Source organism: Vibrio sp. QJM3NY_15 (assembly GCF_057785995.1).
Window position 1 is genome coordinate 908,742 of the sequence record NZ_CM173518.1, and the last position, 15,293, is coordinate 924,034.

Consider the following 15,293-nt stretch of genomic DNA (forward strand, 5'->3'; position numbering starts at 1 on the left):
CTTTGAGCCTTCCCTGGCAACAGAAGCGAATTAGATATAGGCAGAACGTATTGAAGGGCTTGTGAGCCACTGTCCTTGTCCAAATCGAGATATCAGTTGGTTTTGGTTTTTACATTGTGTTTTGTGAAGAATACTTTTGATTTGGGTTCTTACTGTTTCTTTGGAGACACTGCGTACTTGCGCCACTTCTGACCCCGTTAATCCCTTGATTATTAGTTCTAAAACATCAAGTTCTGACTTTGTAAGAATTGGGGGAAGGTCTGTGGTTGCAGGCTCTGCGTAGCGGTTCCAATGCAGTAACATTGTATGGTGAGCTATCCTAGAATTTGCCCAAGCGATAGTGATGTCACAGATGAGCTCAAGTAGACGGAGTTCTTCTGGTTTTAGTGCATTGATGCTGTGAAAAACAATGACGATCTCGTAATTGTAAGAAAGTTCATCTGTGATTGAGTAGTTATTTAGAGCATGTTCAAGGATTGACAGCTCTTGATGATCAAAAATTCGATTTTCGATTATTGTATCTTGATTATGGAATAATTGACCTTTTTTGTTCATTGAGATCAAAGATAGGTAAGAGTCAAGCTTCTCTGTCACTCGTTTTGAGATAGAAATTCGTCCATTAGTGCTTTTGATATATTTGAAAACAGGGTTTTTGCTTTTTGATATTATAACTAAAGTGGCATGTTCAATCCCAATACCTGTGAGGCTATCTTTAATTTCTTCTTCAAATTCAGAAGGGGATTTATTAAATCCATGACCCGGCGTAATAGTGTTTTCTGATATCTGCATCTCTCATTCCTTAAGCTTACAGCAAGTGGATAGTTTTATATTGTCTTATTTTTTACTATCTCATCTAGATATTAGTCAATAATTGACGACTTTATCATCACCCAATTGGGTGAAAAATAAATAATATAGCTTTGATTTGAAAGTTTTACATTATTAACAATTGGTTTTGATCCAAATCAAAGTTAGTGGGTAAATTATTAAAAAATAAATTAAATAACTAATTGGTATTAAAATTAATTATTTAATAATATCCGCTATTACTATTTCTGGACCAACGTTGATTATCTAATATTAGTTATTGCTGGCACACTTTTCGGTAAGGGTGATTTCCAATAAAGGGAATTGCGAATAGATAGGTCTATTCACCACTTTATTTTCAGTATGAACAACTAGATATTTTGAATAGTGGTGCTTGTTTTTTTGTCTCTATTATCTAACGCACCACTGAATCGAGTCAGAACAAGGGCGATCAAAACAATCACAGCACCTACCCAAGGGGTGTTCATTAATCCAGACTTAGCAACAATCAAACCACCACCCCACGAGCCTAATGCAATACCGACGTTGAAGGCGGCAATGTTCAACCCAGAAGCGACATCGACTGCGTCAGGTGTGTATTTCTCAGCCAGTTTCACAACATACACTTGTAGCCCCGGAACGTTACCAAATGCGAATGCACCCCAAACCAAGATGGTGACAACAGCTGCGCAAGAGTTTACTGCGGTAAAGTTGAATACCACCAGTACTGCGGCTAAACCAGAGAAGATAACGGTCAGTGCGTTAATCGGGCCCATCTTGTCGGCCATTTTTCCGCCCCAGATGTTACCTACCGCCACTGACACACCGTAAACGAGCATGATTAGACTGATTGAGCTCGAATCAAACCCTGATACGTTTTCCAGTATTGGAGCAAGGAAGGTAAAGGCTGTGAATGTGCCGCCATAACCTAGTGCTGTGATAGCGTAAACCAACAGTAAGCGTGGTTGAGTTAGAACCTTTAGTTGTGCTGAAATCTTAGCCGCTGGTGGTTGCTTAAGGTTGCTTGGAACTAAGATAGCGCTACCGATAAGAGCAATAAGACCAAGCAGAGCAACAATCAAGAAGGTCGCTTGCCAGCCAAAGGTTTGGCCGATATAAGTGCCCAGTGGTACGCCGGTTACCAATGCAACCGTTAAACCCGTAAACATGATCGCAATGGCACTGGCTGCTTTATCTTTTGAAACCAAACCTGTCGCGATCGTCGATCCAATCGAGAAGAACACACCATGGGCAAGGCCAGTCAAAATTCGTGCGGCGATCAGCGTGTTATAGCCCGGAGCTTGCCACGCCAATAAGTTACCAATGACAAACAATGCCATCACGGTCAGCAACACCGCTTTACGATTCCATTTTCCGGTTAATGCAGTTAACACTGGCGCACCAATAGCAACGCCAAGTGCGTATAAACTGACTAATAGACCTGCCGATGGCAGAGATACATTCAAGTCGCTCGCCATGGTAGGAATCAAGCCTACGATGACAAATTCTGTGGTTCCGATGGCAAAGGCGCTGAGCGTCAATGCGAGTAATGCTAGTGGCATAATCATCTCTCTTACTGTTCTTTGTTAAATACCGAGCGCGATAAAATGGGGCAGCTTGTGACTGCAATAGGAGCACTTCGTTTGATGGCGAGGATTATCTAGTAAAATATATTTGTGAAAAATGCTGTCATTAACAAATAACCTTTGTGATATTTGCAATAATTAGAGAGTTAGCCGATCATTGGATTAAGCTTATAAGAGCGAATAAACTCGGAAAATTTGAGCTGTGATGAGTACAAACGAGACGACATTAAACAACATGAAAATAGCGAAGGAGCCTCATGTTAACCCGTTCAGATGATTTAGAAATGGTACTCACCGTAGTCGATGCTGGTGGTTTTTCGGCGGCGGCAGAGGCGTTGGATGTGCAGGTCGCTAAGGTGTCTCGTGCGGTGAGTAAGGTTGAGTCGCAACTCGGCGTATCAATATTCAACCGAACAACGAGACGCGTGGAATTGACGGAGGAAGGGCGGCAGTTTGTCGATTCAGTAAGATTGGGGTTGCAGATGATTCAGAGCGCGGAAGAGGAAATCGTGTCGCGTGGTGAGTTACCAAAAGGTCGTTTAAGAGTCGATGCCGCCAGTCCATTCGTATTCCATCAGCTAGTGCCGTTGGTGCAGTCATTCAAAGAGGCTTATCCAGACATTGAATTGGAACTTACTTCCAACGAAGGCTTCGTTGATCTTCTAGAAAAAAGAACCGATGTTGCGATTCGAATCGGTAAGTTGTCCGATTCAACATTGAACGCTCGCCCGCTAGGAAAAAGCTTACTCCATATTGTGGCGTCACCTGATTATCTCGCTAAGCGTGGGCTACCCACCAAACCTGAAGATTTGAGTTCGCATCAAATTGTGGGTTTTGCAGGGAACAAAGTGCTTAACCATTGGCCTTTACCAAACCAAAGTTATGTCGCACCTACTGTGACGGCCAGTAATGGTGAAACCGTGCGTCAATTAGTCTTAGCAGGAAATGGGATTGCTTGTTTATCGGGGTTTATGGTTCAGGAAGATATGGCGGCGGGTCGTCTAATACCCATTTTGGAACAAGATAAACTTGCCAACACAGACCGAGAGCGAGTGAATGCGGTTTATTACAAGTCGTCCTCTGTCTCTAAACGTATCTCGGCGTTTATTGACTTTATTCAGCCCCGTTTGAGCTTGTAGGGAAGAATGAAACACTCTTTAGCAGCTCACTGCCAACCGTTATTTGAATCGTTTCAGGTTGGGTGTTCATGTCAATGAGTAGAGAGCACATGTTTGTATCAAGGCTTGATAGAAGGATGTGCTCTCAGCAGCGTTTACTCACTTTTACTGATTAAAATCCGCCCGCCCAAGCATCAAAGTCATCAATGTTGTCGAGTTCTTGCTGGCTTCTTGGCGCGGGGTAATAAGGCAGGGCTAATCTTTGAACGGAAGGTTGCAGTTCCCAATCGGGCGTAATCTTGAGTCGTGTTAACTCATCGTTGAGGCGCACAAACATATAGTAGCCGTCGGCATGGGTATTGGCGTAACTAGCGATGGTCGCAATGTCACCAGAAGGTAATTTTACGTCTCTGCCTAGTGGGTAAAGTTGATGCAAAGCGAAGCTGACTTTAGGGTCTTGCAACTTTCCTTGTTTAAAGCGTTCTAAGCCAATCGCGGTTGAGGTCGTGCGAGGCTTCCAACCTGTGAGGAATAATCCACTCAAGCTATCTTGGAACGGTTTACCCTTTCGATTGCCTTCATTGCTAATGAATTGAACCGTTAGTTTATCTCCTGACTCTTCCAGAATTTCTAAAAACTGTTCACCAGTGCGATCGACTAAAAGCTTCATAAGATCCAGATACCATTAAGAATGAGATGCGATAAATGGTACTACTTTAGGGTTGGTTTTGGTAGGTGCTATTTAAAAGGTGAGTGAGTACAAAAACGCTAAGTTTATATTGCCTGACACTCACTCAACTTAAGTGGTTTGTAGGCCAATTTACTGATCTTCAAATTTATACTGGATAATTACCTATAAATTTCAGGCTTTAGCAGTAATAATCAATGAATAGACCTGAACAGCTTGTGATCCGCAAAGCTGTCGGGACAGTTTCTAAAGACGTCATCGTGAAAAGGAAGTCAGACACATGCCTGTGCTCCAACGCATCAGTTTAACCTTAATTTTAGTCGCTATTCTCGGCGGTTGTTCTTCATTACCAGAAGGCATCGACCACCCTGCAGAACCGTACACCTCTTATGGACCAAGCACTTTGTCGGTTTTAGCGGATGAATATCAACCAGCATCAGAACAGGCGACTACCGCCGTTCGTTTACAAGAATCCGGTTGGGATGCTTTAGCGCAGCGATTGGCGTTGGTTGAAAGTGCAGAGCACACCATTGATATTCAATATTACATCTGGAACTCTGACGAATCGGGCAGGTACCTAGCGAGTCGTTTGTTAGCCGCTGCTGATCGTGGTGTTAAGGTTCGAGTGATGCTCGACGACATCAACCTTAACGAGCGTGAAGGCCTTTTATCGGCACTGGATGCACACCAAAACGTCGAGATCCGAATCTTCAACCCAACACCAACACGCCGTGGTTTCAGTAAGTGGTTAAGCTTCCTTGGGGATTTCTCCCGCTTAAACCGCCGTATGCATAATAAGTCGTTTACCGTCGATGGTATCTTGTCTGTGGTTGGTGGACGTAATATTGGTGATGAATATTTCGACCTTTCTGACGAGATCAACTTCCGAGATCGTGATGTATTAGTGATGGGCACGGTCGTTACCACTATCCAAACCAGCTTTATTGAGTATTGGGACAGCCGTTGGTCTTACCCTGTCGATATGTTGGGTGACGAAGAACAACCGGATCTTTCAAAGATTGACGATATCACCGTTCCACAATACAAAAACTACCCAGAGTTACCATTAAACAGTGAAGCGGCAGATGGCTTGTTGAAAGAGGCTCTTGATGAGATGACTTGGGTCAACGCTCGCTTTGCTTACGATCGCCCTGTGCCTATCGATTCAGATAATACCGATGAACCGAAAGCAACGGCGGTTCTTTTAGGGCAGCTTGCAAGTGAATCGAAGCAAGAGATCTTACTTGAATCCGCTTACTTGGTATTCGATGACGGTCAACTCGAAGAGTGGCAAGTGTTGAACAATAAGGGCGTTGAGATAAAAGCGCTCACTAACTCTATGGCGTCTAATGATCTTGTGACTAATCACTCGGCTTATGCGGGCAGACGTTACGACATGTTGGAGCATGGCATCGATCTGTTTGAGTTAAAACCAGAATCCAAGCTATGTGAAGCATCGACTCAAGACGCGTCGAAATGTGCGCCTGAGACGGCTTATGGCTTGCACGCTAAATCAGTCGTATTCGACCGCAGCATCGCGAGCATTGGCTCATTCAACTTCAACTTACGCTCTACCTACCTCAATACGGAATCGGTTTTGATCATCGAGAATAAAGAGATTGCTGAAACGCTAGCTGACACCATTGAGCAAGCGATGAGTGAAGACAACAGTTGGCGCTTGGAACTCGAAGACGGTGACGTGTATTGGTATTCAGGCGAGCAGAGTTGGGACAGCGAACCAGAAACCGGCAAGTGGGAACGAATGCAGTCTGGCTTTCTACAGCTGTTACCGATTGAGAAATACCTGTAAGAATGTCAGTACCTTAGAAATTACAAATGTCAGCGTATTATGCGCTGACATTTTTGTTTGTGATGACGAAACGGAGCTAACCTATCTGAACCTTTCTCTGTCTTCAGAGCTGCTCTCGAGCTATCGTTTGGTCAGTTGTTTACTGTTCAAGTAAGGCAGAATGTGCGGGCGAGATTCGCCAGACAACTTCTGTGTGATCTGTTGTGACCAACTGCTTTGCTTCTGATTGCTTGAACGGCTTGCGTAGTAGCTTTGCATTGAATCGTCGTAGCTGGCAATTTCATCTAGGCTCAGCGGTTGGTATTGGTTTTCGTGCATTACTACGTGAGCAGGAAGGCGAGGCTTAATCTCTGGTTGTTGTGCCGGGTGACCTAAGCACATTCCGAACAACACGGCGGTGTGTTGCGGTAGTTCTAATAGTTCATCGACTTGTTGTGCGCTGTTACGCAGCCCGCCAATGTATACACCACCTAAACCCAGTGACTCAGCAGCCAGCATGCAGTTTTGCGCCATGATGCCAGAATCTACCGCGCCAATCAGAGTCAGTTCAGTAAAGTCGGTCTTCACTTCAGGGTTGATCTGAGCGTGGCGTTGGTAGTCGATACAGAACACCAAAAACTCAGCCGCGTTTTCAACGTAAGCTTGATTGCCTGCGTATTCAGCTAGCAGCTTACGCTTCTCTTTGTCTGTCACTCTCACGATAGAAACAGCCTGCAGTAAGCTCGATGATGACGCGGCAAGGCCTGCTTGAACAATCACATCAAGTTGTGCTTTTTCAATCGGTTGATTTGTATATTGACGAATGGAGCGGTGCCCCAGAATAGTTTCAATCGTGCTGTTCATAACTCTCAGACAGTCCTTGTGATGATGACGTAGAGATTCACAATAACGACAATTACCATGAGCGTAAAGGGTGTTTGAGTCTTTCTGGTTGGCGGAATGATATTCATGAATTCAAAAGGATTGCTCTCACAGCCAATCCTTTTTTGTACCGTTTCCTGCTAGAAGCTAGAAGCTAGAAGCTAGAAGCTAGAAGCTAGAAGTTAGAATGGAACGCTCAAGAGTTCGCTTTAATGGCGAAGAGACAAAGTGATGAAGTGAACTCTGTTGGTCGAATAGCTGCCAGAAGGCTGAAATAGTCCTGAGTCAGCATTAATTTCACCATGGCCTAGATCTTGGTATTGGTAGCTCAATCCTAGATGTAAGTCATTGGATATCCTCTTCTCAGCGCCAAATCCGATACGCCACTGTTTATCGAGTGGGAGTAACACATCTCGGTTTTGACTGCTTAAAGGGCTAGTGTCACCGCTCAGTCCGCTGTACAGCAACCAATCCTCATAAGCGTATTCCACACCAACCCCAAGAGAATAGGTGGTTGAGTATTTGTCATCATAATCTTGCCATGTTTCCATGTTGGAGCTGAGTAGAAGGTTTAAATCTTCATTTAATGAATGCTTCAACCCTAAATTTAAGCTTCGAACCCAAGTCAGTTCAGAGCTAATTCCAAAAGCGTTGGCGTTATCAAGGGAAAGGTCGTGATCAAATTTGTCCTGATAACTGACACCCAATTGTGTGTTGTCATTTATGTGGAGATTGAGACTCAGGCCGAACCCTAGCTCAAGGCTATCTCCTTGCAGTTCGCGACCGTTCAAAGCTTGAGTTTCAAGCGCAGCGTGCTGCAATATCAAAGAACCACCAAGGGACAGTTGTTCACTAACTTCATACGACAATGACGACGTTAAGTTGAGTGCGGAAATGCTATTTTCCTTGATCAATAAAGCAGGGTGCGCGCCAACGCCGTGTGAGTATTCAACGCCAGTGCCGCCAGCTGCGTGCAATGCTGCGCCGACGACCCATTGGTCATTTAACCTTGATGCGTAAGACAGGTGAGGGAGAACATCGGCGCTGCTTCCTGTAGTCGAAGCCGAGTTATCGTCACGGACAAAAGTGGTTTCAACATCGAGGTATTGAACGCCGAGAATCCAAGCGCTTTCTTCAATAGCCGATAACCCCGCAGCATTGGTGATCACTGCGGATGCATCGTTCGCGGTGACGTTTCCTGCACCTGCTGTGCCAACGCTTTTGGTAGTCGCAATCTGAGATAGGTTTAACCCTCCCGCGTGCGCGAGAGAGCTGACTATCCCTGTTACTAACAGAGACAGTGTGATGAAAGGTGTTTTCAAGAATAGAACCTTATTTTCAGTGTATGAGTCATGTTTCTAGCAGTTTGAGTCATGTGTTTAGGGATAGAACGAATTACCACGAGCGAACACTAATAACGCCGTGGCAATTGACTTGATCGACTTAATTAGAGCTAGAGTTTTTCAACTTGTGGCAGTGGATATTCATTTTCGAGAACGGCTTGAGTCGGCTCATACAGACGCATGTGAAGATAGAAGTCATCTTGAGGTGCAGGCAGCCAGTTACACGTAGGATCGGTTGGTTTTGTGTATTGAATGCATATTGGCAAGGTGCCGTCTTCTGCGTATTTCAGTTCATCCTTACGATTGGTTGAAATGGAGTAGCGTTGAATGAAGTTCTCAACCATGAACAAGTTTTCAGCATCGTACATAGTCAATGACCAGAAGGCATCTGCGGGTGCATCAGCTGGCATGGTCATTCGATATTGATTGTCTCCCGACAGCTGCTCGCCATTCGAATCCGTGTATCTATTTGGGTAGAGTGCTCGCTCTGGCACATTCAAACCTGCCGCACGCATATTGATGCTCGCTCGGCTTAGATAATCATTTCCGTAACGGCCTCCCTCGTACATCATCGACCAGCCGTTATTGACATCGCCGATGCTTCGACCAGCGTATTGAATGACCTGTTGTGAAGACTCAATCGCGCGCATTAGCCCTTTTTTCTGTGCTGAAGTTAGCGCTTCAGGGTTGAAGGGGGTCGATCCTCCAATACCAATTTGTTGGAATTGATCAACGATGGCGGCATCTTCTGGAATTGGATTTTTACGTAGCTCGCGGTCAATCAATGAATACCACTCTAACCCTTCAGGCCTCGCCATGGGTGGGATGCGACCTGTCGAAGTTTTGAGTTCTACGATGTCATGCGCTGCGCCGAGTTGATCGAGTGGGTAGCTGAGGAATTTATCGTGAGTAACCAGTGCGTCATCGAGATCTTGCTCGCCAAACACGCCCGTTCGTTGAATCAACCAAACCATAGGAGTGCGAGACTCTACAACGCGATCAATCCCCTCTGGCACTTCGCCAGCCCATCCTTTGTTGACCAAAAGCACTTTTGAACCTTGGTCGCCGACATTCTTCACGTGCAGATCTTCAATCGAATCTGAGTAAGCATCCAATAACTGAACAATGTAGTAACGGTTATCGGTGCGAGGAATATCAATCACCATTGGGCCCGATAAATCCAGATCGTAGTGAGCTTGTGAGTAGAGCGTATCGTTGTTGACGGTAGGTACAATTCTATCCTGAGGTCCGGATAGAACGCGCGTTTTACCCATCTCATTCAATGGTGCCATGGCGTTGTCCATTGGCGCATCAACAGATGTGGTCGTTTGCCTAACCGCTGCCACGGTTAATGGGCCTGTACCATAGATAAATGCTTGAACACCTAGGTTGTAAGCGAGCTCTTCTTCAGGATTAATAGATTGTTGGGCAAGGGATGGCATCGCGATAATACTGGATAAAGAACACACTAAACTGGTCAGTACACTTTTCTTATAGAGGAGCTTTCTCATGGAACACCTTAGATCGTAGGAACAGGATTAGGCATTTATCATATGAGCAAGTGAGATTAAGGAGTGTAATAGCCGATATTAAGGATGTTAATAGTCTCTTTTTACCCTTCAAGTGTTTGTTTTAATTAACATTGATTTGGAGTGGTGAAGCGACTCGACGACGTGTGCAGGTAGGGTGCCTGAGACGCTATTGTTTGATTGATTTTCGGTTGATATGTTGGCAAAAAAGTACGGGAATCGATATGAACACATCCACTTATCCTTTTAGCTTATTCATTAAAGCAGAAGGGGCTCAGTGCAATCTGGATTGTAGCTACTGCTATTATCTCAATAGACAAGATGTCGATAAAAGATCTTCAATGTCTCTGGACATGATGGAGCAAATTGTCGGTGCTCATATCGACGCGCAGCCAATGAAAGATCAGCAAGTGGACTTTATCTGGCATGGTGGCGAGCCTATGTTAAGAGGGCTCAATTTCTATGAAGCAGCGATGAAAGCGCAGGCAAGTAAAGCGACCACAAAGCTCGTCGTGAATACGATGCAGACCAATGGAACCATGATTAACGATCGCTGGGCGAGTTTCTTTGCTAAACACAATTTTATGATGGGCATCAGTATAGATGGGCCCAATATTCTGAATGACATCGCTCGGATCGACAAAAATGGCGAGTCGTCTTTTGAACGCACAATGCGTGGGATGTCTTATCTAAAGAAGCACAATGTTGATTTTAATACGTTAACGGTCGTGAACAATAAAACCTACAAACACGGTAAAACGATCTATCAATTTTTGGTTGAAAATGGCAGTGGTTATATGCAGTTTCAGCCTTGTATCGATCATGAGTTGGACAGGCGAACAGGGCATGATTGGTCGTTAACGGGGGAGCAATGGGGGCAATTTCTTTGTGATTTGTTTGATGCATGGAGCGCCAAGGATGTCGGCAAAGTGTATATCCAGTTTTTTGAAAACTGTTTAATGGTGTTGATGGGCTACCGAAGCCAAATGTGCCATCACAGCGCGACTTGTGGGCAGCAATTAATGGTTGAGCATGACGGCAATGTTTACAGTTGTGACCATTATGGGTATCAAGATCATCAATTGGGCACTATGAACAGTGATAAGCTTGCAACCATGGCGAGCTCACCAGAACAAGTAGCGTTTGGCACCAACAAATATGATGAGTTAAACAGCACTTGTCGACGTTGTGATTTTGTTGAACTCTGCCAAGGTGGTTGTCCTAAAAACAGAATAGCAACAACCGTAGATGGCAGTCCGATGAATCATTTATGCCAAGGGTATGAGATGTTTTTTCGTCACGCATTACCCAAATTATTGCCTATGGTAGAAGCGATGAAAAAAGGGTATTCGCCAGCGTACTTTCCACTTTTCTAAATCACTTGGAGTAGGGCATGACCAAAGACTTAAACTTACTGCGGCTCATTTTGGTGCTTAACGAAACTCGTCAAACGGTGAGTGCAGCCAAAGCCTTGAACGTAAGTCAGCCGACGATCAGTGTCATGCTTCGTAAGCTCAGAGAACAATTTGATGATGAGTTGTTTGTTAGAGATAAAGCTAGGCTTGAACCTACCCCTAAATGCTTGAAGCTTATCGAATCGTTACCTCTGCTATTAGAACAGCTAGATAACCTTTACATACCCAATGATGAGTGGGGCTTGGAAGATTTAAAAGGGGAGGTTCAAATCATGTTGCCTTCCCCTCTGTTGATCCCAGTAGGTGTGCCACTAATCAAAAAGCTGACCAAAGAAGCACCGCAAGTGACCTTCCAATGCTCGCCTTGGTTAGATAATGGCGTCCAGTCCCTAGAGACCAACCGAATGTGTTGGGGAGTGAGCTATCTTCCTATGGACGTCAATAAAACCCTGACTGAGCGCCCAGTTGGCTTTGATAAGTTCATGTTGGTGCTAAGAGCTGACCACCCAATTCAAGGCAATTCCCTTGAGGAAATCCTGAAATACCCACTCTGTATCAATATGATCCCTGGTTACATTCAGCCGTCCAAGACGGAAATGTTGATCAAAAAATATGACTTAGATAAACACATTGGGCTCAGAAGCAACAATATGAATTTGATGCTAGAAGTCGTTAAGGACAGTGACTTCATCTATGTGACATCGTCGAAATGCCGTTATTTGCTTGATCACTCTTATCGTTGTATCGATTTACCGCCAGAACTGTTGAAAGACACCTATCGCCGAGAATTGGCACTGTTTACTCATCAAGCAAACCGTAATAACCCGTTCACTGATTGGCTTCAAAAAGAAATTACGTCGATTATTCAATCCTAGTGTCACGCTACTATTCTTTCTAAATAACGCCCCTTTATCACTGCCACTATTAAGAATCGTAATAGTGGCTATCAAGCCATTTTGGACCTCTTTCTTATACCATTTGCCTCAACAATGGTTCGCTGAGACATGCACAATTTTCGTTTTGACTTCAGCGATTTACTCATAGTGAATGAGGGTTATAAATGTATAAGTCTTTTGTTAAATCCGCTCTGGCGCTCTCGGTATTGGCGAGCGTCAACGTACATGCAGCGAGCCAACCCAATGTGGTTGCTATCATGCTTGATGATGTGAGCCCAACGGATTTGTCTGCATACCACCGTGGTTTAGGCGCGGTGGATACGCCGAACATAGATCGAATTGCCGAACGCGGCATGATGGTCAGCGATTACTACGCACAAGGCAGCTCTACCGCGGGGCGCTCTGCCTTTATCACAGGTCAATATCCTTTCCGAACAGGCTTAACGTCTGTCGGTCAGCCGGGCTCTTCACTTGGCCTTCAAAAAGAAGATCCAACCCTAGCCGAAATGCTGAAAGACAAAGGCTATGCGACCGTGCATGTCGGTAAAAGTCACTTAGGCGATAACAACAGTCACCTCCCAACGGTACACGGCTTTGATGAATTCTTCGGTTTCCTTTACCACCTCAATGTTATGGAGATGCCTGAACAGCCGGAATTCCCGACAGACCCTAACTTCAGAGGACGCCCTCGTAATGTTCTTCACACCCTCGCTACCGAGAGTGTGGATATGCAAGAAGACCCAAGGTTTGGTGTGGTTGGAAAGCAAACGATTGAAGATAAAGGCCCTTTAGGCGCTAAACGCATGCAAACCGTTGATGGCGAATTTTTGGAGTTTGCTACGAATTGGCTTGATAGACATGAAGCGGAGAAAGACGAACAACCTTACTTCATGTGGTACAACCCGACTCGTATGCACCAAAAAACGCACGTGCGTCCGGAATATCAAGGCGCGAGTCAAATCAACACCTACTACGATGGCTTGATCGAACTGGATGACCAGATTGGTGTGCTGCTCGATAAGCTTGAAGACTTGGGCGAAATCGACAACACCATTATTCTCTTCACATCTGACAATGGCGTAAACCTAGATCACTGGCCTGATTCAGGCTCTGCCTCATTCAGAGGACAAAAAGGCACAACATGGGATGGTGGTTTCCGTGTACCTATGTTGGTGAGTTGGCCTGATAAAATCCCTCAAGGTGAATACACCGATGGCTTCATGACTTCTGAAGACTGGGTGCCAACCATTATGGCTGCAGTGGGTGAAGGCGACATTAAGCAACAACTGCTTGATGGAAAAGAGTTAAACGGCGAGCGTTATCAAGTTCACTTGGATGGTTATAACCAGCTGGACATGTTGATCAAAGGTGAGCCGAGTCAACGTCATGAGTTCTTCTTCTACAACGAACAAGATTTGAATGCGTTCCGAGTTGATGATTGGAAAGTGCACCTAAAAACCAAAACGGAATGGATTGCGCCTCCTGAAGAGTGGCCACTAGGGATGCTCATCAACATCAAGGCTGATCCTTACGAGCGTAGCACTGATACTCGCGGTTGGTTCTTATGGATGAAAGAGAAGTCTTGGGTATTACCAAAATTGCACAAAGCAGCCGCGAAATATCAAAAGTCTCTTGAAGCGTTCCCACCAAGACAGAAAGCCGGTGGTATTGGTATGGCAGACAAATCAGTGATTGCTGACTAACGCCAAATACGACTCATGCAGGTGTGCTGTAACAAGCGCACCGTTTGCACTCCTTTTAGTTGGGATATCCAATGATGAAAAAAAAACATACTTGCGGCAGCACTAGCTTGTGCTTTCATGGTTGCACTTCCGTCTACGGTACTAGCGAGCCAATCCTTGGACGCGACGAGCGCAGCTATTGGGATCAAGACGGAAAATCTCCCCGTTGAGATGGCGAGTTTAGCGTCGCTCAAAAAGGATAATCAGCTATTGGCACAACTTGCCTACGAGTACGCGTACTCGATAGATGAAGCCTACAAATACTTTTACAAAACCGTGGTTGAGCAAGACTACCCTTTGAATCGATTCCAAAATATTCGAGTACTTGCTGACGACACTTACACTGCGCATCCGACGATTAACAATGACACATTACACTTGATGGGTTGGATGGACCTAGCGGCAGAGCCGGTCATCATTACGATTCCAGATCATGATGACAATCGATACTGGTTGTTCCATATCATGAATATGCAGCACTTTACTGACTCGGCTTTTGGCTCTCCACAGCGAGGCATAAAAGGCGGCAGTTTCATGTATGCAGTTGAAGGGTGGAAAGGTGAAGTGCCTGCGAGTGTCGATCAAGTCATCTATGTCGAGCACCCGCTGGTCAAAATGATGGGGCGAATCATGGACCTTGGCGGCGACGATTCTATAACTGCTCAAAAGTTAATGGATCAATGGAATATTAGGACGTTGTCGGAATACTTAGGCCAGAAAGGGCCAGATCCTGTTGTACGCGAGTATCCAGATCCTGAAGACTCTAATTGGGTCGAGCGAACCAATTTCATCCTGTCTGAAGGAGCAATGAAGGCGCATGACCAAAAGTTGCTTGAACTGTTCAAGTATATTGGCTTGGGAGATTTTGAACTAGGCAAAGCCAATCATCCATTTACGACAGAGCAGCTTCGTACGATCGAGTCTGGTCAAAAAGACGGACTGGAACGAATCATTAATGCGGGCTTTGATGATTCACGTGACGTATTAGGCACTCGCGATGAAATGACCAAGGTTCCAAGCTTTCAACACGCCTACGGCACGTTAATGGGCCAGTGGGGGCTACCTGCGAAGCACACTATGTATAGCGGTGACTTCGTTGATAGTGAAGGTGCTGTGCTCGATGGCGGAAAATATGATTACACGGTGAACTTCGATGCGCCACCGCTAGAAGAGGGTGGTTTTTGGTCATACACGGCTTACAGTGGTGAAACCCGATTGATGGAGAAAAACGAGTTAAACCGTCACTCCCGTGGAGACAGAACGTTAACGCCTAATGCTGATGGCAGTTACACCATTTACATGAGTAACGATGTAAAAGGGCATGAAGATGATCCTAACTTCTTACCTATCCCCGATCACCAATGGTATTCAGTGTTACGCATGTACACGCCCGGTGAAGAGGTAAGAACAGATAAATGGAAATCGACACCATTTACTAAGGTCAAAAAGCCCACGATAAAGTGATGACTTAAATCGCCTGTTTAAGGTTTTGTTTATA

At 45.0% G+C, this 15,293-nt stretch carries 12 protein-coding genes; 6 read left to right on the forward strand and 6 right to left on the reverse strand.

Annotated elements, in window-relative coordinates; genetic code table 11:
• Positions 1–30 precede the first annotated feature (30 nt).
• Both AC3CKG_RS20465 and AC3CKG_RS20470 read right to left on the reverse strand, forming a co-directional pair.
• A complete protein-coding gene (locus tag AC3CKG_RS20465; protein ID WP_488529936.1) occupies positions 31–789 on the reverse strand; it encodes a helix-turn-helix transcriptional regulator in 759 nt (252 codons plus the stop codon).
• 389 nt (positions 790–1,178) lie between these two features.
• Entirely contained in the window at positions 1,179–2,369 is a 1,191-nt protein-coding gene (locus tag AC3CKG_RS20470) for an MFS transporter (protein ID WP_488529937.1), read from the reverse strand.
• 281 nt (positions 2,370–2,650) lie between these two features.
• Between AC3CKG_RS20470 and AC3CKG_RS20475 the strand changes: the two genes are divergently transcribed.
• A complete protein-coding gene (locus AC3CKG_RS20475) occupies positions 2,651–3,532 on the forward strand; it encodes a LysR family transcriptional regulator (RefSeq protein WP_102361967.1) in 882 nt (293 codons plus the stop codon).
• A 151-nt stretch (positions 3,533–3,683) separates the two neighbouring features.
• Here the strand turns inward: AC3CKG_RS20475 and AC3CKG_RS20480 are convergent, their stop codons facing one another.
• Entirely contained in the window at positions 3,684–4,181 is a 498-nt protein-coding gene (locus AC3CKG_RS20480; RefSeq protein WP_102361968.1) for a hypothetical protein, read from the reverse strand.
• Between the two features lie 298 nt (positions 4,182–4,479).
• On the opposite strand from AC3CKG_RS20480, the gene AC3CKG_RS20485 reads away from it, so the two are divergent.
• The gene (locus AC3CKG_RS20485) at positions 4,480–6,009 is read left to right on the forward strand and encodes a phospholipase D family protein (protein ID WP_488529938.1); all 1,530 of its coding nucleotides are present in this window, start codon (positions 4,480–4,482) and stop codon (positions 6,007–6,009) included.
• A 120-nt stretch (positions 6,010–6,129) separates the two neighbouring features.
• On the opposite strand, the gene nfsA is transcribed toward AC3CKG_RS20485, so the two are convergent.
• The 3 genes from nfsA to AC3CKG_RS20500 all read right to left on the reverse strand — a co-directional run bounded on the left by nfsA (position 6,130) and on the right by AC3CKG_RS20500 (position 9,724).
• Entirely contained in the window at positions 6,130–6,852 is a 723-nt protein-coding gene (gene nfsA, locus AC3CKG_RS20490) for an oxygen-insensitive NADPH nitroreductase (RefSeq protein ID WP_488529939.1), read from the reverse strand.
• A gap of 227 nt (positions 6,853–7,079) precedes the next feature.
• Positions 7,080–8,192, reverse strand: a complete 1,113-nt coding sequence (locus AC3CKG_RS20495; RefSeq protein ID WP_488529940.1) for an OmpP1/FadL family transporter — start codon at positions 8,190–8,192, stop codon at positions 7,080–7,082.
• A gap of 131 nt (positions 8,193–8,323) precedes the next feature.
• A complete protein-coding gene (locus AC3CKG_RS20500) occupies positions 8,324–9,724 on the reverse strand; it encodes a DUF1254 domain-containing protein (protein WP_488529941.1) in 1,401 nt (466 codons plus the stop codon).
• Positions 9,725–9,966: 242 nt separating this feature from the next.
• Here AC3CKG_RS20500 and AC3CKG_RS20505 point away from each other — a divergent pair, with 242 nt between their 5' ends.
• The 4 genes from AC3CKG_RS20505 (at position 9,967) to AC3CKG_RS20520 (ending at position 15,259) form a co-directional block, all read left to right on the forward strand.
• On the forward strand, positions 9,967–11,118 hold the full coding sequence (locus AC3CKG_RS20505; RefSeq protein WP_488529942.1) for an anaerobic sulfatase maturase: 1,152 nt from the start codon (positions 9,967–9,969) through the stop codon (positions 11,116–11,118).
• 17 nt (positions 11,119–11,135) lie between these two features.
• The gene (locus tag AC3CKG_RS20510; RefSeq protein WP_076668502.1) at positions 11,136–12,032 is read left to right on the forward strand and encodes a LysR family transcriptional regulator; all 897 of its coding nucleotides are present in this window, start codon (positions 11,136–11,138) and stop codon (positions 12,030–12,032) included.
• Positions 12,033–12,217: 185 nt separating this feature from the next.
• Positions 12,218–13,756 carry a sulfatase-like hydrolase/transferase gene (locus tag AC3CKG_RS20515; RefSeq protein WP_488529943.1) on the forward strand — a complete coding sequence of 513 codons (1,539 nt, stop codon included), beginning with the start codon at positions 12,218–12,220 and terminating at the stop codon, positions 13,754–13,756.
• A gap of 117 nt (positions 13,757–13,873) precedes the next feature.
• Positions 13,874–15,259: a DUF1254 domain-containing protein gene (locus AC3CKG_RS20520; RefSeq protein ID WP_488529944.1), complete on the forward strand. Its 1,386-nt coding sequence runs from the start codon at positions 13,874–13,876 to the stop codon at positions 15,257–15,259.
• Positions 15,260–15,293 lie beyond the last annotated feature (34 nt).

Excerpts from the sequence above, each read along its gene's own strand:
- AC3CKG_RS20465 (WP_488529936.1), bottom strand. The coding sequence starts at position 789 with ATGCAGATATCAGAAAACACTATTACGCCGGGTCATGGATTTAATAAA.
- AC3CKG_RS20470 (WP_488529937.1), bottom strand. The coding sequence starts at position 2,369 with ATGCCACTAGCATTACTCGCATTGACGCTCAGCGCCTTTGCCATCGGA.
- AC3CKG_RS20475 (WP_102361967.1), top strand. The coding sequence starts at position 2,651 with ATGTTAACCCGTTCAGATGATTTAGAAATGGTACTCACCGTAGTCGAT.
- AC3CKG_RS20480 (WP_102361968.1), bottom strand. The coding sequence starts at position 4,181 with ATGAAGCTTTTAGTCGATCGCACTGGTGAACAGTTTTTAGAAATTCTG.
- AC3CKG_RS20485 (WP_488529938.1), top strand. The coding sequence starts at position 4,480 with ATGCCTGTGCTCCAACGCATCAGTTTAACCTTAATTTTAGTCGCTATT.
- nfsA (WP_488529939.1), bottom strand. The coding sequence starts at position 6,852 with ATGAACAGCACGATTGAAACTATTCTGGGGCACCGCTCCATTCGTCAA.
- AC3CKG_RS20500 (WP_488529941.1), bottom strand. The coding sequence starts at position 9,724 with ATGAGAAAGCTCCTCTATAAGAAAAGTGTACTGACCAGTTTAGTGTGT.
- AC3CKG_RS20505 (WP_488529942.1), top strand. The coding sequence starts at position 9,967 with ATGAACACATCCACTTATCCTTTTAGCTTATTCATTAAAGCAGAAGGG.
- AC3CKG_RS20510 (WP_076668502.1), top strand. The coding sequence starts at position 11,136 with ATGACCAAAGACTTAAACTTACTGCGGCTCATTTTGGTGCTTAACGAA.
- AC3CKG_RS20515 (WP_488529943.1), top strand. The coding sequence starts at position 12,218 with ATGTATAAGTCTTTTGTTAAATCCGCTCTGGCGCTCTCGGTATTGGCG.
- AC3CKG_RS20520 (WP_488529944.1), top strand. The coding sequence starts at position 13,874 with ATGGTTGCACTTCCGTCTACGGTACTAGCGAGCCAATCCTTGGACGCG.